The organism is Burkholderia sp. 572, from assembly GCF_040545135.1.
GTDB classification, from domain to species: domain Bacteria; phylum Pseudomonadota; class Gammaproteobacteria; order Burkholderiales; family Burkholderiaceae; genus Burkholderia; species Burkholderia cepacia.
In genome coordinates this window covers 79,150-102,151 of sequence record NZ_JBEPLH010000023.1, presented here as the reverse complement: position 1 = coordinate 102,151, position 23,002 = coordinate 79,150, and the positions used below count along the sequence as shown (strand labels likewise).

General features: G+C 68.1%; 26 protein-coding genes and 1 pseudogene. 25 read left to right on the top strand and 2 right to left on the bottom strand.

The features are described from left to right. Window positions 1-137: 137 nt before the first annotated feature. The 7 genes and pseudogenes from ABIC51_RS32890 (at window position 138) to ABIC51_RS32860 (ending at window position 5,101) form a co-directional block, all read left to right on the top strand. On the top strand, window positions 138-1,286 hold the full coding sequence (locus ABIC51_RS32890) for a metallophosphoesterase (protein ID WP_226127969.1): 1,149 nt from the start codon (window positions 138-140) through the stop codon (window positions 1,284-1,286). A 179-nt stretch (window positions 1,287-1,465) separates the two neighbouring features. Continuing rightward, window positions 1,466-2,071, top strand: coding sequence for an alpha-ketoglutarate-dependent dioxygenase AlkB family protein (locus ABIC51_RS32885; RefSeq protein ID WP_226127967.1), 606 nt, complete (start codon window positions 1,466-1,468; stop codon window positions 2,069-2,071). A 342-nt stretch (window positions 2,072-2,413) separates the two neighbouring features. Continuing rightward, a complete protein-coding gene (locus ABIC51_RS32880) occupies window positions 2,414-2,620 on the top strand; it encodes a hypothetical protein (RefSeq protein ID WP_027789389.1) in 207 nt (68 codons plus the stop codon). A gap of 312 nt (window positions 2,621-2,932) precedes the next feature. Next, window positions 2,933-3,100 (top strand): annotated as a pseudogene (locus ABIC51_RS32875) (type II secretion system protein); the annotation flags it as partial. A 48-nt stretch (window positions 3,101-3,148) separates the two neighbouring features. Further along, entirely contained in the window at window positions 3,149-3,370 is a 222-nt protein-coding gene (locus ABIC51_RS32870; protein ID WP_404841760.1) for a hypothetical protein, read from the top strand. A 101-nt stretch (window positions 3,371-3,471) separates the two neighbouring features. Continuing rightward, on the top strand, window positions 3,472-3,951 hold the full coding sequence (gene tecA, locus ABIC51_RS32865; protein ID WP_021161519.1) for a type 6 secretion system effector deamidase TecA: 480 nt from the start codon (window positions 3,472-3,474) through the stop codon (window positions 3,949-3,951). Between the two features lie 256 nt (window positions 3,952-4,207). After that, entirely contained in the window at window positions 4,208-5,101 is an 894-nt protein-coding gene (locus ABIC51_RS32860) for an IclR family transcriptional regulator (protein WP_354006825.1), read from the top strand. A gap of 102 nt (window positions 5,102-5,203) precedes the next feature. Here ABIC51_RS32860 and ABIC51_RS32855 read toward each other — a convergent pair whose 3' ends face one another. Next, complete coding sequence (locus tag ABIC51_RS32855; RefSeq protein ID WP_060083660.1) at window positions 5,204-6,283, bottom strand: porin; 1,080 nt, start codon at window positions 6,281-6,283, stop codon at window positions 5,204-5,206. 24 nt (window positions 6,284-6,307) lie between these two features. Here ABIC51_RS32855 and ABIC51_RS32850 point away from each other — a divergent pair, with 24 nt between their 5' ends. The 16 genes from ABIC51_RS32850 (at window position 6,308) to ABIC51_RS32775 (ending at window position 20,795) form a co-directional block, all read left to right on the top strand. Then, complete coding sequence (locus ABIC51_RS32850) at window positions 6,308-6,634, top strand: hypothetical protein (protein ID WP_175897585.1); 327 nt, start codon at window positions 6,308-6,310, stop codon at window positions 6,632-6,634. Window positions 6,635-6,728: 94 nt separating this feature from the next. After that, complete coding sequence (locus ABIC51_RS32845) at window positions 6,729-7,046, top strand: non-heme iron oxygenase ferredoxin subunit (protein ID WP_027789384.1); 318 nt, start codon at window positions 6,729-6,731, stop codon at window positions 7,044-7,046. A 3-nt stretch (window positions 7,047-7,049) separates the two neighbouring features. Next, window positions 7,050-7,361 (top strand): recombinase-like helix-turn-helix domain-containing protein, encoded by a 312-nt coding sequence (locus ABIC51_RS32840; RefSeq protein WP_027789383.1) that lies wholly within the window; start codon window positions 7,050-7,052, stop codon window positions 7,359-7,361. A 54-nt stretch (window positions 7,362-7,415) separates the two neighbouring features. Then, complete coding sequence (locus ABIC51_RS32835; RefSeq protein ID WP_027789382.1) at window positions 7,416-8,486, top strand: aromatic ring-hydroxylating dioxygenase subunit alpha; 1,071 nt, start codon at window positions 7,416-7,418, stop codon at window positions 8,484-8,486. After that, window positions 8,479-9,249, top strand: coding sequence for an SDR family oxidoreductase (locus ABIC51_RS32830; RefSeq protein WP_060206800.1), 771 nt, complete (start codon window positions 8,479-8,481; stop codon window positions 9,247-9,249). Before ABIC51_RS32835 ends, ABIC51_RS32830 begins: the two co-directional genes overlap by 8 nt. 33 nt (window positions 9,250-9,282) lie before the next feature. Then, window positions 9,283-9,810 (top strand): cupin domain-containing protein, encoded by a 528-nt coding sequence (locus ABIC51_RS32825; protein WP_021161513.1) that lies wholly within the window; start codon window positions 9,283-9,285, stop codon window positions 9,808-9,810. Window positions 9,811-9,828: 18 nt separating this feature from the next. Further along, window positions 9,829-10,725: an alpha/beta fold hydrolase gene (locus ABIC51_RS32820; protein ID WP_027789380.1), complete on the top strand. Its 897-nt coding sequence runs from the start codon at window positions 9,829-9,831 to the stop codon at window positions 10,723-10,725. Then, window positions 10,722-11,579 (top strand): IclR family transcriptional regulator, encoded by an 858-nt coding sequence (locus ABIC51_RS32815; RefSeq protein WP_060173496.1) that lies wholly within the window; start codon window positions 10,722-10,724, stop codon window positions 11,577-11,579. The genes ABIC51_RS32820 and ABIC51_RS32815 overlap by 4 nt, the downstream gene beginning before the upstream one ends. Then, window positions 11,576-12,373 carry an SDR family oxidoreductase gene (locus ABIC51_RS32810; RefSeq protein WP_048022634.1) on the top strand — a complete coding sequence of 266 codons (798 nt, stop codon included), beginning with the start codon at window positions 11,576-11,578 and terminating at the stop codon, window positions 12,371-12,373. The genes ABIC51_RS32815 and ABIC51_RS32810 overlap by 4 nt, the downstream gene beginning before the upstream one ends. Further along, window positions 12,366-14,033 carry a thiamine pyrophosphate-binding protein gene (locus ABIC51_RS32805; protein ID WP_175755239.1) on the top strand — a complete coding sequence of 556 codons (1,668 nt, stop codon included), beginning with the start codon at window positions 12,366-12,368 and terminating at the stop codon, window positions 14,031-14,033. Before ABIC51_RS32810 ends, ABIC51_RS32805 begins: the two co-directional genes overlap by 8 nt. Beyond that, window positions 14,026-14,853, top strand: coding sequence for an aspartate dehydrogenase (locus tag ABIC51_RS32800; protein WP_175897584.1), 828 nt, complete (start codon window positions 14,026-14,028; stop codon window positions 14,851-14,853). Before ABIC51_RS32805 ends, ABIC51_RS32800 begins: the two co-directional genes overlap by 8 nt. A gap of 72 nt (window positions 14,854-14,925) precedes the next feature. Beyond that, the gene (locus ABIC51_RS32795; RefSeq protein ID WP_226127965.1) at window positions 14,926-16,416 is read left to right on the top strand and encodes an aldehyde dehydrogenase; all 1,491 of its coding nucleotides are present in this window, start codon (window positions 14,926-14,928) and stop codon (window positions 16,414-16,416) included. Window positions 16,417-16,434: 18 nt separating this feature from the next. Continuing rightward, window positions 16,435-17,397 carry a VOC family protein gene (locus ABIC51_RS32790; protein WP_226127963.1) on the top strand — a complete coding sequence of 321 codons (963 nt, stop codon included), beginning with the start codon at window positions 16,435-16,437 and terminating at the stop codon, window positions 17,395-17,397. Then, entirely contained in the window at window positions 17,394-18,638 is a 1,245-nt protein-coding gene (locus ABIC51_RS32785; RefSeq protein WP_226127961.1) for an NAD(P)/FAD-dependent oxidoreductase, read from the top strand. Before ABIC51_RS32790 ends, ABIC51_RS32785 begins: the two co-directional genes overlap by 4 nt. A 30-nt stretch (window positions 18,639-18,668) precedes the next feature. After that, the gene (locus tag ABIC51_RS32780) at window positions 18,669-20,069 is read left to right on the top strand and encodes an MFS transporter (RefSeq protein ID WP_226127959.1); all 1,401 of its coding nucleotides are present in this window, start codon (window positions 18,669-18,671) and stop codon (window positions 20,067-20,069) included. A 174-nt stretch (window positions 20,070-20,243) separates the two neighbouring features. Next, window positions 20,244-20,795 carry a GNAT family N-acetyltransferase gene (locus tag ABIC51_RS32775; RefSeq protein WP_226127956.1) on the top strand — a complete coding sequence of 184 codons (552 nt, stop codon included), beginning with the start codon at window positions 20,244-20,246 and terminating at the stop codon, window positions 20,793-20,795. A gap of 144 nt (window positions 20,796-20,939) precedes the next feature. Here the strand turns inward: ABIC51_RS32775 and ABIC51_RS32770 are convergent, their stop codons facing one another. Then, window positions 20,940-21,866, bottom strand: coding sequence for an ADP-ribosylglycohydrolase family protein (locus ABIC51_RS32770; protein ID WP_027789370.1), 927 nt, complete (start codon window positions 21,864-21,866; stop codon window positions 20,940-20,942). 305 nt (window positions 21,867-22,171) lie between these two features. Here ABIC51_RS32770 and ABIC51_RS32765 point away from each other — a divergent pair, with 305 nt between their 5' ends. Then, window positions 22,172-22,435, top strand: a complete 264-nt coding sequence (locus tag ABIC51_RS32765; protein WP_124673954.1) for a hypothetical protein — start codon at window positions 22,172-22,174, stop codon at window positions 22,433-22,435. An 84-nt stretch (window positions 22,436-22,519) separates the two neighbouring features. After that, window positions 22,520-22,933, top strand: a complete 414-nt coding sequence (locus ABIC51_RS32760) for a PPC domain-containing DNA-binding protein (protein WP_175853111.1) — start codon at window positions 22,520-22,522, stop codon at window positions 22,931-22,933. The last annotated feature ends 69 nt before the right edge of the window (window positions 22,934-23,002 follow it).

Genomic DNA, 23,002 nt, shown 5'->3' with positions numbered 1-23,002 from the left:
TCCGGCGACCGGTCGTCGCCGCCGCGATCTGTGTACCATCGTACGCATGGCGCGGCGCGCGGAACGGAGCCTCACGGCCTCGTGCAACGCACGTCGCGGAAGCGTCAAGGCCGTATCGCAACGAAGGTGAACGTTCCATGCGAAGTTTTTTTGTCCGGTTCATTGCAATCGGCGTGCTGTTCCATCTCTACGTCGGGATGCGGATCATTCCCGATGCGTTCGCGTCGCCGGTCGTGCGCACGATCGCGGCGCTCGTGCTGGCGAGCTTCGTCGTGCTGATTCCGGTCGGCATGTTCTCGCGCCGCTTCGACGAAGGCTGGGCCGCGACACTGGTCGGCTGGGCCGGCTCGGTCGTGATGGGCTTCTTCTCGTCGCTGCTCCTGCTGACGTTCCTCCGCGAATTCGTGCTGCTCGGCGTGTTTGCATGGCGGCATCTCGGGCACGCCGGCGCGTGGCCCGGCGCGGCGACCGTCACGGCGCTCGGCGTGCTGGCCGGTGCGGCGTTCGTTACCGTTGTCGGGTTCGTCGGCGCGCGCCGCACGGCGGCGGTCAAGCGTGTGTCGATCCCGGTCGAGGGGCTGCCGGCGGGGCTCGACGGGCTGACGATCGTGCAACTGTCCGACATCCACGTCGGGCCGACGATCAAGCGGCCCTATGTCGAACGGATCGTGCGCGCGGTCAATGCGCTCGATGCCGACCTCGTCGTCGTGACGGGCGACGTGGTCGACGGCTCGGTCAAGCGCCTGCGCGAGCACACGGCGCCGCTCGGCCGCATGCAGTCGCGGCACGGCAGCTTCCTGGTGACTGGCAACCACGAGTATTACGCGGGCGCGCACGCGTGGATCGACGAATTCCGGCGCATCGGGCTGACGGTGCTGCTCAACGAGCACGTGCTGATCGATCACGACGGCGCGCACGCGGTGCTCGCGGGCGTCACCGACTTCACGGCGGGCGGTTTCGATCCCGCCCATCGCAGCGATCCCGAGCAGGCGCTGGCGGGTGCGCCGCGCGAGGTGGCCACGAAGATCCTGCTCGCGCACCAGCCGCGCAGCGCGGAAGCGGCCAACCGCGCGGGGTTTACCGTGCAGTTGTCGGGGCACACGCACGGCGGCCAGTTCCTGCCGTGGCCGCCGTTCGTGCGATTGCAGCAGCCGGTGATCGGCGGGCTGAGCCGCTTCGGCGATCTGTGGCTCTATACGAGCCGCGGCACCGGATACTGGGGGCCGCCGAACCGCTTCGGCGTGCCGTCCGAGATCACGCTGATCCGGCTGACGCGCGGCGGGTAGCGCACGGTTCCCGTCCGGGGGAAACCATTCGCTGGGCCGGCGCCCGCCCGTCGTCAGCGGGAGCCGGGCGGGCGGCAGCCTGCCTCGTCTGCGAATGACAGCGCATGGCGGCGTGCGACGCCGTTGGCTAGTATGCAGGCATGCACCGTTCGCTCCGCTCATCGCCCGTTCCTCCCGACATGTCGACGCCCGATCTCTTTGCTGACACGCCCGCACCCGACGTGGACTGGTACCCGGACTGGCTGGCGCCGCCCGATGCCGATCGCGCGCTGGCCGCGCTGATCGACGAGGTCGCGTGGCGTCAGGACACGATCCGCACGCCGCGCGGACGCATTCCTTTGCCGCGGCTCACCGCATGGCAGGGCGAGCCGGATGCCGTCTACGTGTATTCGGGGATCCGCAACGTGCCGGCGCCGTGGACACCGGCCGTGTTCGACCTGAAGCGCGCGGTCGAGGTGACGTGCGGCGCGCGTTTCAACAGCGTGCTGCTCAACCGCTACCGCAACGGGCTGGACAGCCTCGGCTGGCACGCGGACAACGAGCCCGAGCTTGGCGATGCGCCGGTGATCGCGTCGGTGAGCCTCGGTGCGATGCGCGTGTTCGACCTGCGCCATCGCGCGACCGGTGTCACGCATGCGTATCGCCTCGTGCACGGCAGCCTGCTCGTGATGCGCGGGCGCACGCAGGCCGAATGGCAGCATCGCGTGCCGAAGGCGCCGGGCGTGCAGGGCGAGCGCGTGAACCTGACGTTCCGGCGCGTGATGCCGGGTGGTACGGATCGGTAACGATCCTCGTCGCCGAGGTGGCCGGATCGCCGGGCGATTCGCGCCCCGTTTCTTTGCGGGGCACGGGCGACCGACACACGCAAGCGGTCGCGTGTGCGGCACGTTGACGCACGAATGTCGCGCCGTGCGCCGTGAAACGGCGCTGAGCCCCATCCCATATGGGTTTCAGGTAGATTCGATCGACCGCCCGGTACCGATAGATGAGTGAAACCTCTGATGGTGCGTCGCAACAATCCTTGACTAGACTGTCGAATGGCAGAAGCGCGTCGTATCCCGGCGCGACCCTTTCGACATGCCCCGAGCGTCGCCGATGCGGCGCGCAAGGGGGCAGGAGTAAAACGCGTGACCGTAATCGACCCTTCCTTCGAACCCTCGCTACACGTCTTTGAACAAGACGGCGGATGGCAATGGGCGCTGACGGTGAAGCGGGCGACCGGCGTCGGCGTGAAAGTCGTTGCGTTCAGCCGGGAAGGCTTTCGCGGCGAGGCCGAGGCTTATGCCGCCGGCCAGCTTGCCCGCGCCGAGTATGACGCCGCCGTGACGGCCTGACGCCGTCGCGGCGATTCCGCCCGAGGATCGTCTTCACCGCTCACCACCCGCTGCCGGGTGTTTCTTTCGATCGCTTCCCGTTTTCCATCCGTTTGCCCGCCCGCCGGGCCGCGTTGTGCCGTGCCCGTCGCGCGACAGCGGATGCGGCGCGCCCGGGCGCCTGTCCGTCCGGGCTGCCCGCGCCAAATGGTCCGTACCATTCGACACGTGTGTGCCATACGCGGCGCTTAACGTCCGTGCACGGCGTCCGTCGCGCCGGCGATGCGGCTGCGTGCCGCGATCGACACGCCGGACGACGACCCATCGACAAGAATGCAGGTCACGTGCGACGACAGAACCGACTACAACCGCCATGCGCGCGGCGGATCGCGCACGGCGCGGACGCCGCAACGGGGATTCACGCTGATCGAGTTGCTGATCGCGCTGGCGATCGTCGCGGTGGCGCTGGGTGCCGTGATGCGCGCGATCGGGTGCACTGCTATCTCGAGGCGCGCGTGCTGAACGCGAGCGCCGCCGCCCGCGATCGTCGTGCGCGCGTGGATCGGCCCGAACGGCGCCGTCACGCGTGTCGAATTCGCGTCGCTCGGCGATCCCGATGCAGACACGACACTGCGGCAACTGCTTACGGCCGGCCCGCTGGCGGAACCGCCGCCGCCCGACATGCTGCAGCCGTTGCGCGTGCGCCTGCGGCTCGCGCCGAATCCCGGTGCGGCCGCTGCCGCGCCGGCATCGGCCGCCCGCATGCCGTGACGCCCGGGCCGGAATGCGGGCGTGGCCGGATATCGTAATAACATATGACGTTATTGCGTCGGCAGGACGATGACGTCCTGCTTCTTCACGAGGAGCCACCCATGCAACTGAGCCAGTTAGGCGGGCACGTCGCCCAATCCGGTTTCGCCGAACGGCAGAAGCACGCGCAGGCGCTGATGTTCGGCATGGCCGACATCAACGAATACGTGTCCGGCGGCGTCTGCTATGACGCCGCGGCCTATGTCCGGTATCTGCTGCGCAGTGACGCGATGATCGCGCCCGGTGCGCTGCTCGACACGATCGGCCAGCACTGGCGGACCCGCTTCAACTTCGAGACCGGCGGCGAGTGGGACGGGCGCGCGAGCATTCCGGCCGGAACCGCGGTCGGCTTCTCGCGGGGCGGCACCGTTTTTCATGCCGCGATCGCCGTCGGCGGCAGCCGGATCCGGGCGATCAACGGGGGTCGCCTGGGCAGCGGCTGGATGTACGCGGTCGACCTTGCGCGGGTGCTCGAGCCGGACGCGGCCGGCGGATTCACGTATGACCGCGCGAACATCCGGGTTCACCTCTCGCGCCTGTAGGCGGCGCGGCATCGGCCGCCGCGCGCCGCGCCCACGGCCGGCATCGCGTCGTCCGGCGATTTCCGCATGGCGCCGCGCTGTCCATCGCTGCTATCCTCTCGACCGTGAATGACTATTCGTGGGGCCGTGGATGCGCATGCCGCGCCGCGGCGATTCGCGCGGGTGCGAGCCCGCGTGCGCGCCGGGCTCGCATGGCCGCCTGTCCACGGCGATCCATGACCCGTTTCGTGATTGATTTCCTTCCGTCCATGTCCACATGGTCAAGACAACGATGAGCGACGCGCCTGAATCCGCGGCGCCCGGCGACGACGAATCGTCCGGCGGCGCATCGTCCTACCTGGTGCCGGGGCTCGAACGCGGGCTGCGGATCCTCGCCGAATTCTCCGCGCGCGAGCCCGTGCTCGGCGCGCCCGAGTTGTCGAAGCGCATCGGCATTCCGCGCACGACTACGTTCCGCCTGCTGCAGACGCTCGAAGCGCTCGGTTTCCTCGAGCGCGTGAACGGCGACCGTTATTTCCGGCTGGGCGTCGGCGTGCTGCGGCTCGGCTTCGAATACCTGAATTCGCTCGAACTGACCGATCTCGGCACGCCCGTGCTCGAGCGGCTGCGCGATACGACGGGCCTGTCGACGCATCTGCTGATCCGCGACCAGCGCGACGTCGTGTTTGTCGCGAAGGCGCAGAGCAACGCGTCAATGTTCGGTTCGGTGAAGGTGCACGTCGGCACGCGCCTGCCCGCGCATGCGACCGTGCATGGCCACGTGTTGATGGGCGACCTGACGCGCGACGCACTGCGCCAGCTCTATCCGGAAAAGCGGCTCGAGCAGTTCACCGAGCGCACGCCGGGCACCGTCGACGAACTGTACGAGCGCGTGCGCCATTACGCGCGGCTCGGTTATGCGGTCAGCGAGGGGGCGTTCGAGAGCGGCATTTCGGCGGTCACGGCGCCCGTGCGCGATCATTCGGGCTCGATCGTCGCGGCGATCACCGCGACGGTGCCGCGCTCGGAGATCGGCGAGGCCGGCGAGAAGGAGCGGCTCGTCGAAGCCGTGTGCGGCGCGGCGGTCGACCTGTCCCAGCGCCTGAACTATCGTCCGCTCGAAAGCGACCCGACGTTCGCGCACGCGCGCCACAAGGTCGCGATGTTCTGACGCCGACTTGTCGGGCGGGCCGCCGCACGCGGCACCGCAATCAAAAAACGAGGGGCCCGCGGGCCCCTCATTTCATTTCAGGCACCGACTGCCTGACGCCGTTCAGAACGAGTGGTGGATCCCGGTGAGCACGACCACCTGGTTCGCGGTGCTCGACACGCCGGCCGTGAAGAACGCGGCCTTTGCGCCACCCGAACCGTGCTCGTACAGCACGTTCGCATAAAGCTGCGTGCGCTTCGACAGCGAATAGATGTCGCCGAGTTCGACCTGCGTCCAGCGGCGGCCGGCCAGCGTCGTGGTTGCCGCGCCGCCCGCGATCGTGTTGAACGCGCTGCTGCGGTAGTTCACGCCCGCGTCGTAGCTCTGGAACGTGTCCGAATAGCCGTTCGACTGCATTTTCGTGCGCGTGTACAGGCCATGCACGAGGAAGTCGCCGAACTGGTAGGACGCACCCGCGCCGATGTTCTCGACCTTGTTCGCGATGTAGCCGTTCGCGGTGTTCTGCCCCTGGAACGACGTGATGCCGGTCGTGCCGATCAGGATCGAGCGGTCGTGCTCGTTCGAGTACACGGCCGACGCCTTGAACGGCCCGTTCGCGTAGTTCAGCGCGACGCCGACCGACTTGCCGGTCGAGAAGTTCGTCGTGTTGCCGAGCGCCATCGTCGCCGCGGCCGAGAAGCCCGCGAAGGTCGGCGAACGATACTTGACCGCGTTGTTGTACGGCACGTTGCCGGTCGCGGCGAGCCCGTCGATGTTGCCGGGGTGGAACGCATACCAGCTCATCGCGAGGTAGGCCGTGCTGAGCGGATCGAGATAGTCGAACGACAGCGGCGTCTGGCGGCCGAGCGTCAGCGTGCCGTAGCGTTCCGAACTGAGGCCGACGAAGGCCGCGCGGTTCCAGATCGTGTTCGCGGTCGCGAACTGGCCGTTGTTCGTATAGAAGCCGTTTTCGAGCTGGAAGATCGCCGACAGGCCGTCGCCGAGGTCTTCCTTGCCCTTCAGGCCCCACCGGTCGGGCTGTGTATTGCCCTGGATCATCGCCCATTTCGCATGGCCGCCGACGTTGTTCACGTACGCGACCCCCGCATCCATGCTGCCGTACAGCACCACGCTGCTCTGCGCCCACGCGCCCGACACGGCGCCCAATCCGATCACTGTTGCTGCTACCGCATGCTTGACCATTTGATCTCCTGAATCTCCAACCTGATGAAAACGTGCCGTGGCGGCCTGCGCGGGAACGGCCTGCCGTTGCGCGTCTTCGCCATCGAGCGGGCATTTTTTATGTTCCATACAAGGAACAACGTGCCTCTGATGGAATGGAGTATAGGGGCGTCGAGCGCCGTATCAAAAATAATTTTTTCGGGACGGATGGAATCCGTGCCGCTGCCCGGTTGCGGTGCACGACGCCCGAAAAAAGGCGGTAAATGCCCGCTGCACAACAAAAAATTACATTTGGCAAGGCAGGCGGAAGCGACTGCCGACCCGATGGTCGGTGTTTTCCCTAGGGCGTGCAGCTTTTTGTTTTACTCGTGAAAAGTCGCTCCTATAATCACCATCCATAAACTGCTGTTCCTGGTATGGAACAAATCGGAGCAAACCGAGAGTCGATCAGAAGGAAGGGTGTGAGATGTCTGAACAATGGATTTGCGCCGGGCACGCCGGCGCGCTGTCGGAAGACACGCCGATCGAGTTCAAGCGGACCGACGGCGTCGAAATCGGGATCTACCGCGTCGGCGACGACGTGTATGCGCTCGAGAACGTGTGCCCGCATGCGTACGCGCTGCTGACGCAGGGGTTCGTCGACGAAGGCACGGTCGAATGCCCGCTGCACGAGGCCGTGTTCGACATCAGGACGGGCGAATGCCTGAAGGGTCCGGGCGGGCGCGCGCTGAAGCAGTACGCGGTGCGCCTTGCCGGCGAGGAAATCCAGATCAAGGTGGAGTAACCGATGAAAGAAGCGACCGTCAACTTCAATCCCTTCCTCAAGCCGTGGGTGGCGCCGCAGCCGAACAACGTCGCGGGCAAGGGGCAGATCGAGATCCCCGGCCAGGTCGAGAACCAGGTCTGGCAGAACCGCAAGGCCGCCCCGACCCAGTACGAAAACGACCTCGGCGATGCGCTCGAACGCGTGTTCGAAGCCGGCGCGACCGAGCTGGACGATGTCGTCGCGGGCCTGAACCGCATCGGCTTCCGCGCACCGGACGGCACCGCGTGGACCGCCGAGCGCTTCCGCGCCGAAATGGCCTCGCTCGCGGAATGACCGCGCCGAGCGCGTGACCGCCGACCCGACGACAACCGCATCCGGAGCACACTGATGACGTCCCCCGTACAACACGCAGTCCAACACGACCCGGTCCGTGACTATCTCGACCGCGGCATCAAGAACTACTGGTATCCCGTCGCGCCGAGCTGGCAGGTGTCGAACGCACCCGTCGGCCTCACGCGCCTGTCCGAGCAGATCGTGCTGTGGCGCGATCACGAGGGCAAGGTTCACGCACTCGAAGATCGCTGCCCGCACCGCGGCGCACGCCTGTCGCTCGGCTGGAACCTCGGCGGCAGCATCGCCTGCTGGTATCACGGCATCGAAGTCGACGGCGGCGGCACGGTCAACCGTGTGCCGGCCGTGTCGAACTGTCCGCTCGAGGGCACGAAGTGCGTGAAGTCGTATCCGGTCGAGGAGAAGGCCGGCGCGATCTTCCTGTGGTTCGGCGACGAAGCGCACGGCGAGCCGGCGCCGCTGAACCTGCCGGAAGAACTGGTCGCCGACGAATACGGCCACTTCCTGTGCGTGTCGAACTGGAAGTGCAATTACCAGTACGCGATCGACAACGTGATGGACCCGATGCACGGCGCGTACCTGCACGCGACGTCGCATTCGATGGCCGAAGGCGACAAGCAGGCCGACATGCGCGTGCGCAAGACGGAAACGGGCCTGATGTTCGAGAAGATCGGCCAGCGCGACGTGAACTTCGACTGGGTCGAGCTCGGCGAAACCGGTTGCCTGTGGATGCGCCTCGCGATTCCGTACAAGCAGAAGTTCGGCCCCGGCGGCAACTTCGGGATCATCGGCTTCGCGACGCCGGTCGACGGCGACAACTGCCAGGTCTATTTCTGGCGCACGCGCAAGGTCAGCGGCTGGCAGCGCGACGTGTGGCGCTTCATGTACCGCAACCGCCTCGAGGGCCTGCACTGGGACGTGCTCGAGCAGGACCGCTACGTCCTCGAAAGCCTCGCGCCGCACGCGCGCGATCACGAATACCTGTACCAGCACGACGTCGGCATCACGCGCGTGCGGCGGATGCTGCGCCAGCGTGCGCAGGAGCATCTTTCCGCGCTCGACGCGCATCGCGCGGCGCAGGCCGCGGCGGAGCCCTCGAATGGCTGAGCTCGCTCCGGTCGTGTCGCTGCCGGGGCGCCGCGTGCTCGTCACGGGCGGCGCGCGCGGGCTGGGCGCGGCGTTCGTGAAGGCGCTGGTCGCGGCGGGTGCGCAGGTCGCGTTCGGCGACGTGCTCGCCGAAGAAGGCCGCGCGCTGGCCGCGCAACTCACGCAAGCCGGTCACGCCGCGTTTTTCTTCACGCTCGACCTGGCCGATCCGGCGAGCGTCGACGCGTTCGTCGCGCAGGGCGCGGCGGCGCTCGGCGGCATCGACGCACTGATCAACAACGCGGCGATCACGAACTCGGGCGGCAAATTGTCGACGGAGCTCGACGTGTCGACCTGGGACGCGGTGATGAACGTGAACGTGCGCGGCGTGTGGCTCGTCAGCAATGCGGCGCTGCCGCACCTCGCGCAGTCGGGGCGCGGCGCGATCGTGAACCTCGCATCGGACACCGCGCTGTGGGGCGCGCCGAAGCTGCTCGCGTACGTCGCGAGCAAGGGCGCGGTGATCGCGATGACGCATGCGCAGGCGCGCGAGTTCGGCGCGCACGGCGTGACGGTCAACGCGATCGCGCCGGGGCTGACCGAAGTCGAGGCGACGGCCTACGTGCCGGCCGAGCGCCACGCGTTCTACATGCAGGGCCGCGCGCTGACGCGCGCGCAGGTGCCCGACGACGTGACGGGCCCCGTGCTGTTCCTGCTGTCGGACGGCGCGCGCTTCGTGACGGGTCAACTGCTGCCGGTGAACGGCGGCTTCGTAATGAATTGAATTGAAGTTTTCACTCTGATGAAGGAGAGGACGATGGCGGACGCCGATCTCGAACGCAAGTCGTGGGACCAGCCGGAAGGCGCAAGCTTCAACGACTGGATGGAAGGGCGCGTTGCTCGCTACGCGACGCGGCGCTACGACTGGGACGCACTGAAGTTCCAGGCCGACTACGACCCGAAGTACCGCCGCGCGCAGATGCGCTACGTCGGCACGGGCGGCACGGGCGTCGCGAAGGACGTCAACACGGTGCCGGCCGGCAACTTCACGTTCTCGACGATGGTCATCCCGGCCGGCAACATCGGCCCGAGCCACATCCACATCGACGTGGAAGAGATCTTCTTCGTGCTGCGCGGCAAGATGAAGGTGATCTGCGAGCGCGACGGCGAGACGTGGGAAGCGATCCTCGGCGAGCGCGACCTGATCTCGGTGCCGCCGGGCGTGTATCGCACGGAAATCAACATCGGCGAGGAAGATGCGCTGATGTGCGTGATGCTCGGTTCGCCGAAGCCGGTCACGCCGACGTATCCGCCCGATTCGCCGCTCGCGAAGATCAAGCGCTGAGACGGGACGGGTGAAGCAATGAGTGTCATCGACAAACGTGAGCGCGACCGCACCGCGACGTTCGCCGCGCTGCTCGGGCAGTTTCCCGAGCAGCGTTGCGCGGCCGGCGCGGCGGGCACGATCGGTTACCGTGAGGCCGGCGCGCAGCATGCGGGCCGTGCGCTGCCCGTCGTGCTGCTGCACGGCATCGGCTCGGGCGCCGCATCGTGGGTCAGCCAGCTCGACACGCTCGGCGCATCGCGGCGCGTGCTCGCGTGGGACGCGCCCGGTTACGGCGTGTCGACGCCCGTGCACGGCGCGTCGCCGGCCGCCGCCGATTACGCGGCCTCGCTGAACGCGTGGCTCGAGGCACTCGGCATCGAACGCTGCGTGCTGGTCGGCCATTCGCTCGGCGCGATCGTCGCGGGCGGTCTCGCCCGCGTGATGCCCGCGCGGATCGCCGGCCTGCTGCTGGTGTCGCCCGCGGGCGGCTACGGCAGCGCACCGGCCGAAACGCGCGAATCGCGCCGCGACGCGCGGCTCGCGATGCTCGCCGAACTCGGCCCGGCCGGGCTCGCCGAGCAGCGCAGCGGCAACATGCTGTCCGGTTTCGCGAACGAGGAGGCACGTGCGTGGGTGCGCTGGAACATGGCGCGCATCGTGCCGGCCGGCTACGCGCAGGCCACGCATCTGCTCGCGAACGCCGATCTCGCGACCGATCTCGCCGGCTTTCGCGGTCGCACGGCCGTGGCCGTCGGCGCGAACGACGCGATCACGCCGCCCGCCGCGTGCGAGCGGATCGCCGCTGCCGCGCACGTCGGGCTGCAGGTGATTCCGCAAGCCGGGCATGCCGGTTATGTCGAGGCTCCGGCCGTCTATTCCGCACTGATCGACTCGTTCTGCCGTCAGTGCGACCAACAGCGGGGGCTGGCATGAACGAACCGCTGCAACGACCCGCACCCGAAAACGACAAGGCCGAAGCCAGCTACGTGGTGCCCGGCCTCGAACGCGGGCTGCGGATCCTCGCCGAATTCTCGCCACGCGAGCCCGTGCTCGGCGCGCCCGAGTTGTCGAAGCGGCTCGGCATTCCGCGCACGACGGTGTTCCGACTGCTGCAGACGCTCGAATCGCTCGGCTTCCTCGAGCGCGCGGACAAGGATCGCAACTACAAGCTCGGCATCGCCGTGCTGCGGCTCGGCTTCGAATACCTGAGCTCGCTGGAACTGACCGATCTCGGCCTGCCCGTGATCGAGAGCCTGCGCGACGCCACCGGCTTCACGACGCACATCGTGATCCGCGACGGCCGCGACGTGGTGTTCGTCGCGAAGGCGCAGAGCCAGTCGCCGGTGTTCAGCTCGATCCGCGTGAACGTCGGCACGCGCTTGCCCGCGCATGCGACGACGCACGGCCACGTGCTGATGGGCGACCTGTCGCTGAAGGAACTGCATGCGCTCTATCCGGAAGGCACGCTGAACCGGATGACGAACGCGACACCGGAAACGGTCGACGCACTGTACGAAGTGATCCGCGAGGATGCGCTGCGCGGCTACGGCGTCAGCAATTCGTCGTTCGAGCGCGGCATCTCGGTGGTCACGGCGCCGGTGCGCAACGAGACGCAGAAGATCGTCGCGTGCATCACGGTGACGGTGCCGCGGCCGGAGATCGACGCGGCGCTGATCGCCGACGGGCTGATCGACAAGGTGCAGCGCGCGGCGGCGGAACTGTCGCGGCGGCTCAATTACCGCTCGGATGACGAGCACACGTTTATGAAAGCATTAGGACTCCGATGATCCAGATCGATCTGACCGGGCAGGTGGCGGTGGTGACGGGCGGTTCGTCCGGCATCGGCCTCGCGACCGCTGAACGGTTCCTGCAGGCAGGCGCATCGGTCGCGATTTGCGGCCGCGACGGCGAGCGCCTGGCGCGCGCCGAGGCGATGCTCAACGAAAAATACCCGGGCGCGCAACTGCTCGCCGCGCGCTGCAACGTGCTCGACGAGCACGACGTCGCCGCGTTCGCGCAAGCGGTGTCCGCACGCTTCGGCCGCGCCGACATGCTGGTCAACAACGCCGGCCAGGGTCGCGTGTCGACCTTCGCGGACACGACCGACGACGCGTGGCGCGACGAGCTCGAACTGAAGTATTTCAGCATCATCCGCCCGACGCGCGCGTTCCTGCCGCTGCTGCGCGATGCGCAGGCGCCGACGATCACCTGCGTGAACTCGCTGCTCGCTCTGCAGCCGGAGCCGCACATGGTCGCGACGTCGTCGGCGCGCGCGGGCGTGCTGAGCCTAGTGAAGTCGCTCGCGAACGAACTCGCGCCGCAGCGCATCCGCGTGAACTCGATCCTGATCGGCATCGTCGAGTCGGGCCAGTGGCGCCGCCGTTACGAAGCGCAGGCGCAGGCCGGCGAAAGCTGGGAGGACTGGACGGGCGCGATCGCCCGCACGAAGCACATTCCGCTGAACCGCTTCGGCAAGCCCGACGAGGCAGCCTGGGCACTTTTTTATCTCGCAACGCATCTGTCGTCCTACACGACGGGCAGCCATATCGACGTTTCTGGAGGCTTTGCACGCCATGTCTGAAAAAACCACGGTTGGCGAGCTGATTGCCGCCTTTCTCGAGCAGTGCGGCGTGAAGACCGCATTCGGTGTCATCTCGATCCACAACATGCCGATCCTCGACGCGATCAACTCGCGCGGCAACATCCGGTACGTCGGCGCACGCGGCGAAGCCGGCGCATTGAACATGGCAGACGGCCTGGCCCGCGTTTCGGGCGGCCTCGGCGTCGCGTTCACGAGCACGGGGACGGCGGCAGGCAACGCAGCGGGCGCGATGGTCGAGGCGCTGACGGCAGGCACCGCGCTGCTGCACGTCACGGGGCAGATCGAGACGCCGTATCTCGACCAGGATCTCGCGTATATCCACGAAGCGCCGGACCAGTTGTCGATGCTGGACTCGATCTCGAAAGCCGCCTTCCGCGTGCGCACCGTCGAAACCGTGCTGCCGACGATCCGCGAAGCCGTGCGCATCGCGCAGACGGCGCCGACGGGCCCGGTGTCGGTCGAGATTCCGATCGACATCCAGGCAGCTGAAATCGAATGGCCGGAAGACCTCGCACCGGCGCACGTCACGGTGCGCGAGCACGATTCCGCACGCGTCGCGAAGCTCGCCGACGCCCTCGCGGCGAAGCGCCGTCCGCTGCTGTGGCTCGGCGGCGGCGCGCGCCATGCACGCGCGGAAGTCGAGCGCCTCGTGAAGCTCGGCTTCGGCGTCGTGACGAGCGTGCAGGGCCGTGGCGTGCTGCCCGAGGATCACCCGGCGACGCTCGGCGCGTTCAACGTGCACGCGTCCGTCGAAGCGTTCTACAAGACTTGCGACGCGCTCGTCGTCGTCGGTTCGCGCCTGCGCGGCAACGAAACGCTGAAGTACAAGCTCGCGCTGCCGCAGCCGCTGTTCCGCGTCGATGCCGAGGCACTTGCCGACAACCGCGGCTATCGCAACGAGCTGTTCGTGCATGGCGATTCGAAGCGCGTGCTGGCCGAGCTGGCCGACCGGCTCGAAGGCCGCCTGTCGGTCGATCCGCAGTTCGCGGCCGATCTCGCGGCAGCCCGCGAGCAGGCGGTGGCCGACGTGTCGAAGGGCCTCGGGCCGTACAAGAAGCTGGTCGACACGCTGCAGGCGGCGGTCGGCCGCGACTACAACTGGGTGCGCGACGTGACGATCTCGAACAGCACGTGGGGCAACCGCCTGCTGAAGATCTTCGAGCCGCGCTCGGGCGTGCATGCGCTCGGCGGCGGCATCGGCCAGGGCATCCAGATGGGCATCGGCGCGGCGCTCGCGGGCGCGGCGGCCAAGACGGTCTGTCTGGTCGGCGACGGCGGCCTGATGGTCAACGTCGGCGAGCTCGTGACGGCCGTGCAGGAAAACGCGAACGTGATGATCGTGCTGATGAACGACCAGTGCTACGGCGTGATCCGCAACATCCAGGACGCGCACTACGGCGGCCGCCGCTGCTTCGTGCAGCTGCACCAGCCCGATTTCGCGCAGTTCTGCGCGAGCTTCGGCCTCACGCATTACCGGATCACGTCGCTCGACGACGCCGAGGCGATCGTGCGCGAAGGGATGGCCAAGGAAGGGCCGGTGATGGTCGAGGTCGACATGCTGTCGGTCGGCTCGTTCGCATCGCAGTTCGCGGGCCCCCCGGTGAAGAAGGAAGCGCCGACGGAGCGCCAGTATGCTTAACGGGCAAAAGCGGGCCCACGCCCCCGTCGACGTCGCGATGATCGGCTTCGGTGCGATCGGCGCGGCCGTGTACCACGCGGTCGAGCACGATGCGTCGCTGCGCATCGCGCACGTGATCGTGCCGGAACACCAGCGCGCGGCGGTGCAGGGCGTGCTGGGCGGCGCGGTGGAGGTCGTGTCGTCGGTCGACGCACTGGCCCGCCGCCCCGAGTTCGCGCTCGAATGCGCGGGCCACAGCGCGCTCGTCGATCACGTCGTGCCGCTGCTGAAGGCCGGCACCGACTGCGCGGTCGCGTCGATCGGCGCGCTGTCCGACCTCGCGCTGCTCGACGTGCTCGCGCAGGCGGCCGACGAAGGCGACGCGACGGTCACGCTGCTGTCCGGCGCGATCGGCGGCATCGACGCGCTGGCCTCCGCGAAGCAGGGCGGCCTCGACGAAGTGCTGTACGTGGGCCGCAAGCCGCCGCTCGGCTGGCTCGGCACGCCCGCCGAGGAGATGTGCGACCTGCGTGCGATGACCGCGGAAAAGGTGATCTTCGAAGGCACCGCGCGCGACGCCGCGCGCCTGTATCCGAAGAACGCGAACGTCGCGGCCACCGTGGCGATCGCGGGCCTCGGCCTCGACGCGACGCACGTGCGCCTGATCGCCGATCCGGCGGTCGAGCGCAACGTACACCGCATCACCGCGCGCGGCGCATTCGGCGAGATGTCGCTGGAAATGAGCGGCAAGCCGCTGCCCGACAACCCGAAGACGTCCGCGCTGACGGCGTACAGCGCGATCCGCGCGCTGCGCAACCGCGCGGCCCGCTGCGTGATCTGACCGGGCCATTGAATGTCCGCCCGCGCCACCGCGAGGGCGAACGTGCAGAGACAGATTTGTGGGACTTGTGACATGACTCCTTTCGATACGAGCCTCGTGCCCGACGGCAACATCCTGATCGGCGGCGAATGGCGGCGCGGCCGTGGCGCGCCTTACGCGAGCATCTATCCGGCCGACCAGTCGCTGAACATGGAAGTGTCGACGGCGAACGCGGAAGACGCGGCCGAAGCCGTCGTGGCCGCCGACGCCGCCTGGCGCCGCGCCGACTGGGCCGGGCTGAAGCCGCACCTGCGCGCGCAGGTGCTGTACCGCATCGCGGACCTGATCATGCAGCGCCACGAGGCGCTCGCGAACCTGCAGCGCCGCGACAACGGCAAGCCGATCGGCGAGACGCGCGTGCTGGTGGCGAGCGCGGCGAACACGTTCCGCTATTTCGCGGCGTGCCTCGAAACGCTCGACGAGGAACTGACGCCGTCGCGCGGCGACTACCTGACGATGAGCGTGCACGAGCCGATCGGCGTGATCGCGGCGATCACGCCGTGGAATTCGCCGATCGCGTCCGACGCGCAGAAGCTCGCGCCGGCGCTTGCCGGCGGCAACGCGGTGGTGCTCAAGCCGGCCGAGGTCACGCCGCTCGTGTCGCTCGCGCTGGCCCGCATCTGCGAGGAGGCGGGCGTGCCGAAGGGCGTGCTGAGCGTGCTGCCGGGCAAGGGCTCGGTGATCGGCGACGTGCTCGTGCGCCATCCGCTCGTGAAGAAGGTGTCGTTCACGGGCGGCACGGAAGTCGGGCGCGGCATCGCGCGCATCGCGGCGGAAAAGCTGATGCCCGTGTCGCTCGAACTCGGCGGCAAGTCGCCGACGATCGTATGCGACGACGCCGATCTCGATCATGCAGTGAACGGCGTGCTGTACGGCATCTTCAGCTCGTCGGGCGAAGCGTGCATCGCAGGTTCGCGGCTGTTCGTGCAGCGTGCGGTGTACGACGAATTCATGAAGCGCCTGGTCGCGGGCGCACGCAAGCTGCGAGTGGGCGACCCGACGCGCCCCGACACGCAGATGGGGCCGCTGATCACCGCGAAGCATCGCGAGTCGGTGGAGCGCTACGTGGCGCTCGGCCTCGAGGAAGGCGGCCGCCTGCTGTGCGGCGGCGAGCGGCCGTCGGGCGACGGTCGGGAGAACGGCTTCTTCTATCAGCCGACGATTCTCGACGGCCTGCCGAACAGCGCGCGCATCTGCCAGGAAGAAATCTTCGGCCCCGTGCTCGTCGCGATGCCGTTCGACGACGAAGCGTCGCTGATCGCGCAGGCGAACGACAGTGTGTTCGGCCTGGCCGCCGGCATCTGGACGCGCGACTACAAGCGCGCATGGCGCATCGCGCGCGCGCTGGAGACGGGCACCGTCTGGATCAACACGTACAAGCTGTTCTCGATCTCCACGCCGTTCTCGGGCTGGAAGGAGAGCGGGATGGGCCGCGAGAAGGGGCGTCTCGGCATCCGCGAGTACATGCAGCAGAAGAGCCTCTACTGGGGCTTGAACGACGCGCCGCTGCCGTGGGCGAACTGAGCGAAGGGGAAAAACGCAATGAGCATTCTGGGAATCGAGCAGATCACGTACGGGGTCGACGATCTCGCCACCTGCCGGCGCTTTTTCGCCGACTGGGGGCTGAAGGAAGTCGAGCACGACGACACGCAGGCGCGCTTCGAGACGCTGAACGGCTGCACCGTGCTGGTCGTCAAGGCTGACGACCCGGCGCTGCCGCCCGCGTTCGAAGCGGGCCCGACGCTGCGTGAAGTCACGTGGGGCGTCGCGACGCAGCAGGAACTCGACGCGCTGCGCGGCAAGTTTGCAGGCCAGCCCGGCTTTTATGCGCGGAAGGATGCGTTCGGTTGCACCGACCCGAACGGGATGGCGATCCGCATCGAAGTCACGCGCAAGCGCGCACTCGACATCACGGGCTCGCCGTCGAACGTGTGGGGCCGGACGCTGCGCGTCGACCAGCCGAGCCCGATCTATGCGCGTGCGGAGCCGGTCGAGGTCGGGCATGTCGTGTTCTTCACGAACTGCCTCGACGCGCAGGAAAAGTTCTATCACGAGCTGCTGGGCTTCGAGACGTCGGACCGCTACCCGGGCCGCGGCGCGTTCATACGCTGCGCGCCGCACGGCGGCCACCACGACCTGTTCCTGCTCGCGCTGCCGAACGGAAAACGCGGCCTGAACCACGTCGCGTTCACCGTGCGCGACATCCACGAAGTGTTCGGCGGCGGCCTGCACATCGACCGCTGCGGCTGGGAAACGCAACTCGGCCCGGGGCGTCATCCGGTGTCGTCCGCGTACTTCTGGTACTTCCAGAACCCGGCCGGCGGCCTGATCGAGTACTACGCGGACGAAGACATGCTGACGCCCGAGTGGCAGCCGCGCGAATTCGAACCGGGCCCGACCGTGTTCGCCGAATGGGCCGTCGACGGCGGCCTCGACGGCAACACGCGCCGGCAGAAGCACGCGAAGGCGCCGGAAGGCAAGTTCATGACGGAGCGCAAATCGTGAGCAAAGAGAACGCACAGGCGCACGCCGCGCCGGGCACGGTCGTCGTGATCGGCGGCGGCCAGGCCGCCGGCTGGGTGCTGAAGACGCTGCGCGCGGAAGGTTTTGCGGGCCGTCTCGTGATGATCGCCGACGAGCCGCATCTGCCGTACGAGCGGCCGCCGCTGTCGAAGGCCGTGCTGGCCGGCGACGCCGACATCGAAACCGTGCGCGTCGTGCGTCCCGACGAGTTCGACGCGCTGAACGTCGAGGCGTGGCAGCCGGAACGCGCCGCATCGATCGACCGTGCGCGCCGCGTGGTGCGTACCGAAAGCGGCCGCGAGATCGAATACGACCGCCTCGTGATCGCGACCGGCGGCACGTCGCGCCGCCTGCCGGACGCGCTCGTGAAGACGCCGAACCTGCATTACCTGCGCACGCTCGACGAAGCGGCCGCACTCGGCGAGAAGCTGCGCGCGAGCCGGCGCGTGCTCGTGATCGGCGGCGGCTGGATCGGCCTCGAAGTCGCGGCGACCGCGCGCAAGCTCGGCGTCGAGGCGGTCGTGGTCGAGGGCGCGCCGCGGCTGTGCGGCCGCTCGGTGCCGCAGATCGTGTCGGATTTCCTGCTCGACCTGCATCGCGCGAACGGCGTCGACGTCCGGCTCGGCGCGGCGCTCGCGTCGCTCGACGCCCAGCCGGACGATGCGTCGAAGGTACGCGCGACGCTCGCCGACGGCACGACGATCGACGCCGATTTCGCGGTGGCCGGCATCGGCCTCGCGCTGAACGCGTCGCTCGCGAGCGACGCGGGGCTGGCGATCGACGACGGCATCGTCGTCGACGAATTCGGCGCGACGAGCGACCCGGCGATCTTCGCGTGCGGCGACGTCGCGAACCATCACAACGGCTGGCTGAAGCGGCGCGTGCGGCTCGAATCGTGGGCCAATGCGCAGAACCAGGCGATCGCGGCCGCGAAGGCCGTGCTGGGCGTGCGCGCACCGTACGCGGAGATTCCGTGGTTCTGGTCGGATCAGTACGACGTGAACCTGCAGATCCTCGGCGATCTGCCGGCCGATGCGCAGCTCGTCGTGCGCGGCGAGCTTGCCGCGCGACGCGCGACGCTGTTTTTCGTGGGCGAAGGGCATGTGAGAGGTGTCATCGCCGTGAACAACGCGCGTGAGCTGAAGCTCGCGCGCAAGTGGATGAACCAGGGCCGGGCAGTGGATACGGAAGCGCTGGCAGACACGAGCAAGACACTGGCCTGACCGGGCGACGAAACCCAGGAGATCCTCCGCATGAGCACTTTCGACAATGTCGTGGCCGGTCGCGCCACGATGGAAGCTGCCGCCTCCACGCCCGGCGCGATCATCGCGCGGCTCGAGCGGCTTCCGGCCAACGCAATGCAGATCCGCGCCCGCGTGCTGATCGGCACCGCGACGTTCTTCGACGGCTTCGACGTGATCACGATCGCGGCCACGCTGCCGCTGCTGATTCACAAATGGGGGCTGTCGCCGACCCAGATCGGCCTGCTGATCGCGTCCGGCGCGATCGGCCAGCTGATCGGCGCGTTCCTGTTTCCCGCGCTGGCGGAGAAGCACGGTCGCGTGAAGGCGATCGCGTGGAGTTCGGCCGTGATCGGCATCACGAGTATCGCGTGCGGCTTCGCGCCGACGTTCGAAGTGTTTGTGCTGCTGCGGATCCTGCAGGGGCTCGGGCTTGGCGGCGAGCTGCCGGTCGCCGCGACGTACATCAACGAGATCACGCGCGCACATGGCCGCGGCCGCTTCGTGCTGCTGTACGAGATCGTGTTCCCGATCGGCCTGCTCGTGTCGATGGCGCTCGGCGCGTGGCTCGTGCCGCGCTTCGGCTGGGAGATCATGTACTTCGTCGGCGGGTTGCCGCTGATCCTGTCGCTCGTGCTGGCGCGCCTCGTGCCGGAATCGCCGCGCTGGCTCGCGTCGCGCGGGCGGCTCGCGGAAGCCGGGCGGGCGACGAGCGCGTTCGAAGCGTCGGTGCGCGGCGAACTGCCGCCCGTCACGCAGGTGGCCGCGTTCGACGAGATGGTGCGCCAGCACCCGAAGCGCCGGATGAGCGACCTGTTCAGCGCCGCGTATCGCAAGCGTACGCTCGCGGTGGCGACGTTGTGGGCGACCTGCGGGTTCATCCAGTACGGGCTGTCGACGTGGCTGCCGACGATCTACAAGAACTTCTATCACGCGCCGCTGCAGCTCGCGCTGAACCTCGCGGTGATCGGCTCGGTGATGGGCGTGCTCGGGTCGCTGGCGTCGGCGCTGCTCGTCGACAAGCTCGGCCGCAAGCCGGTGATCGTGTGGTCGTTCGTGCTGTGCGCGCTGTCGCTGGCGTTCGCGGGCGTCTATCACGCGTCGTCGGTGTATGTCGTCTCGATCTTCTGCTCGCTGTCGCTCGGGTTGATGGCGTCGGGGTTCATCACCGCGTACGTCTATACGCCGGAGCAGTATCCGACGAGCATCCGCGCGTCGGGCTGCGGACTCGGCAGCGCGTGGCTGAAGATCGCGTCGTTCGTCGCGCCGATGGTGGTGCCGCACGCGATCATCGGCGGGAATCTCGCCCCCGCGTTCTACCTGATCGGCATCGTGCCGCTGATCGCGGCGGTGACCGTGCACTTCGTCGGGATCGAGACGAAGGGGAAGGTGCTCGAAGCGCTTGAAGCGTAGGCGCGGCCGGCGGCGGTAACGGATGACGTGGTGAGGCCCGGGCGATGCCCGGGCTTTTTGTTTTTCGCGGCGATCCGGTTGGCGTGGCGTGGCGGGCCGTGCGAACGCGCGGCGTGGCCGACTCGAGGCTTGCGTGTTCTAATTCACGCTTCCGTTTTTCGATCGAGTGTTGTCATGCCCCTGTTCGAACCCGTCACGCTGGAAACATCCCGCCTCGTCCTGCGGCCGCTGCGCGAAGCCGACGCGCACGCCTTCTTCGAGATCTGGTCGGATGCGGAAGCGATGCGCTATTTCTCGTTCTCGCCGATGACGCACATCGAACAGGCCGTCGAGCGCGTCGCGCGCAACCTGAAGACGTCCGCGAGCGGGCAGGACCTGATCTGCGTGCTCGAACTGCGGGAAACCGGTGAAGCACTCGGCGAATGCGTGCTGTTCCATGCGAACGAGCAATGCCGGCGTGCCGAGATCGGCTTCAGCCTGCGGCGCCGGTACTGGCGCGGCGGTTACATGCGCGAGGCGGCGTCGGCCGTGATCGATCACGCGTTCGGCACGCTGCGGCTGAACCGGATCGAAGCCGATATCGATCCGCGCAACGTCGCGTCGGCGCGGCTGCTCGAACGGCTCGGCTTCGCGCGGGAAGGGTTGCTGCGCGAACGCTGGATCGTCGGCGACGAAGTGTCGGACAGCACGCTGTACGGGTTGCTGGCGAGCGACCGGCGCGCGTGAGGCGGCCGGGCCGGCGATGGCCCGGTCAGGTCAATCCCGGCGGCTGTTTTCCATGTCGGTCACGCGTCGGTTGTTCCCGTTCGCGTCTGCGTACTCTCCCGTCCGGTCTCTCTCTGTTGCTGGCCGCGCATTCTGTTCGAACGCTCACGATTTCGCGAGCAGGCCCTCGACCTGTTCTTTCCCGCGCAGTGCCGCGACCCACCGGTCGGGTAACGCGTGCTCGCCGTACAGCGCGCCGGCTAGGCTGCCGGCGATGGCCGCCGTCGTATCCGTGTCGTTGCCGAGCGCGATCGCGCGCTTCACGCAGTCTTCGTAGCTGCGCGTCGACAACAGGCAATGGATCGACGACCAGAAGCTGTCGACCACGTAACCGGACCCTTGCGGCGCGTCGAAGCGGCCATCGAGCACGATCTTCAGTTCGACTTCGTCTGCGGTGCCCGCGTAGCGTGTGAGCAGCTCGTCCTCGGCCGCGCGCACCGCATCCGGCGCCGGCTTGCCCTTGACGATGCCCCATGCCGTCAGGCCATAAAGCGCACAGCACAGCTGCGAGCGCACGTGGCCGTGCGTGACGACGCTCTGCTTGCACGCGAGCCGGATCGCGTCGTCGCGCGAGGCGGCGACCATCACCACCGGGAAGCAGCGCATCAGCGAGCCGTTGCCGTTGTCGCGCTCGCCGTCGGGGCCGGCAACGGCGGGCGCCGCGCCGGCCGCCAGCGCACGGAACGCACGCTGCGTCTGCAGGCCGACATCGAACACGCGGCCGTCCGGCGTGAAGGCGCCGCGATGAAACCAGTCCTGCAGGTTGCGGGCGAACGTGTCGAGATTCAGGTCGCGGTCATCCGCGAGCGCGTCGAGCAGCGCGAGCGCCTGCGCGCCGTCGTCGCTCCAGGTGCCGGGCGGCACGCCGTCGTGTGCGCGCGCAAAGCCGGGCGGCGGCGTCATGTCGATCGCGGCGGGCGGCGGGATCGACGCGGCGTCGTGGAATTCGTACGGCACGCCCAGTGCGTCGCCGATCAGCAGGCCAAGCAGGCCGCCGCGCAGGCGGGATTGTCGGTTCGGAAGGGTCGTCATCGGAGGAAGTTGGGGTTGGCGGCTCGCGTTGCAGATTAGACCAATCGCATTCGCGTGCCTAGCCGGCGCATGCTGGCGGGCCGGAGGAAGCAGTGCGCGCGAATCGCCGGAGGTATGCTTGCGAGTCAGGACCGGATTCGCTGACCGACCGCGGAGCGGGTGGCGCCGAGTATGGAGCAACGACATGAAACAGATCGTGGTAACCCCGCGTCGCAGCGTATTCCGTCGACAGTGAATGCGCGGAAGTGACGCTATCCTGCGGCGAGCACGAGATCACGGTGTTCTCGTTCGGCGGCACGGCGCGCGTGAACGACATCGTGCGAACGCCGGTGTCGGCGGTCGACTGCGATGTACGCGCGGCCTGTCTTGACGATTGGCCGGACGATGCAAAGCGGGCGGCCAGCCGGCAATGGATCGGGAAAACCGCAAACCCGTATGGTTATCGCGGATGTGCGCAGGTCGTCGACCGGGAGCAGGGGTTGATCGACGTGGTCGGCTTCGTGATCGACGTGGGCGAGTTGCCATGCGGTGGCGCGGTCGAATTCGAGTGTCTGCGGCTCGACCTCTGAGCGGCCGATCGACTGACGGCCTTGCCGGGTTGCCGGCGCAAACTTACGCTTGGCCGGCACCCCGGCCCACGAACAGGATCGACCATGCAAGCCCATCCTCTGCGTCTTTCCCCCGGCGACGATCTGCGCCGGTCGATCGAGGAAGCATTGCGCCCGCACGGTGCGCGCGCGGCCTTCGTGATCCAGGGCATCGGCAGCCTGAGCGTCGCGCAATTGCGCTTCGCCGGCGTCGACCAGCCGACCGAATTGCGCGGCGACCTCGAAATTCTGACGCTGGCCGGTTCGGTGTCGCCGGACGGCGCGCACCTGCATATGGCCGTTTCCGATGCGAGCGGCCGCGTGTCGGGCGGCCATGTGGCGAGCGGTTGCGTGGTGCGCACGACCGCCGAGATCCTGCTCGCGCTGCTGCCCGCACATCGTTTCTCTCGCGAACCCGATGCGGGCACCGGCTTCAACGAGCTGGTGATCCGGCGAGAGCCGGGCGGCGAAACGGCATAAAAAAGCGCCGCAGGCCTTTCAGCCTGCGGCGCCATTGAACGGTGCCGCGACGTGTCAACCGCCCGTCGC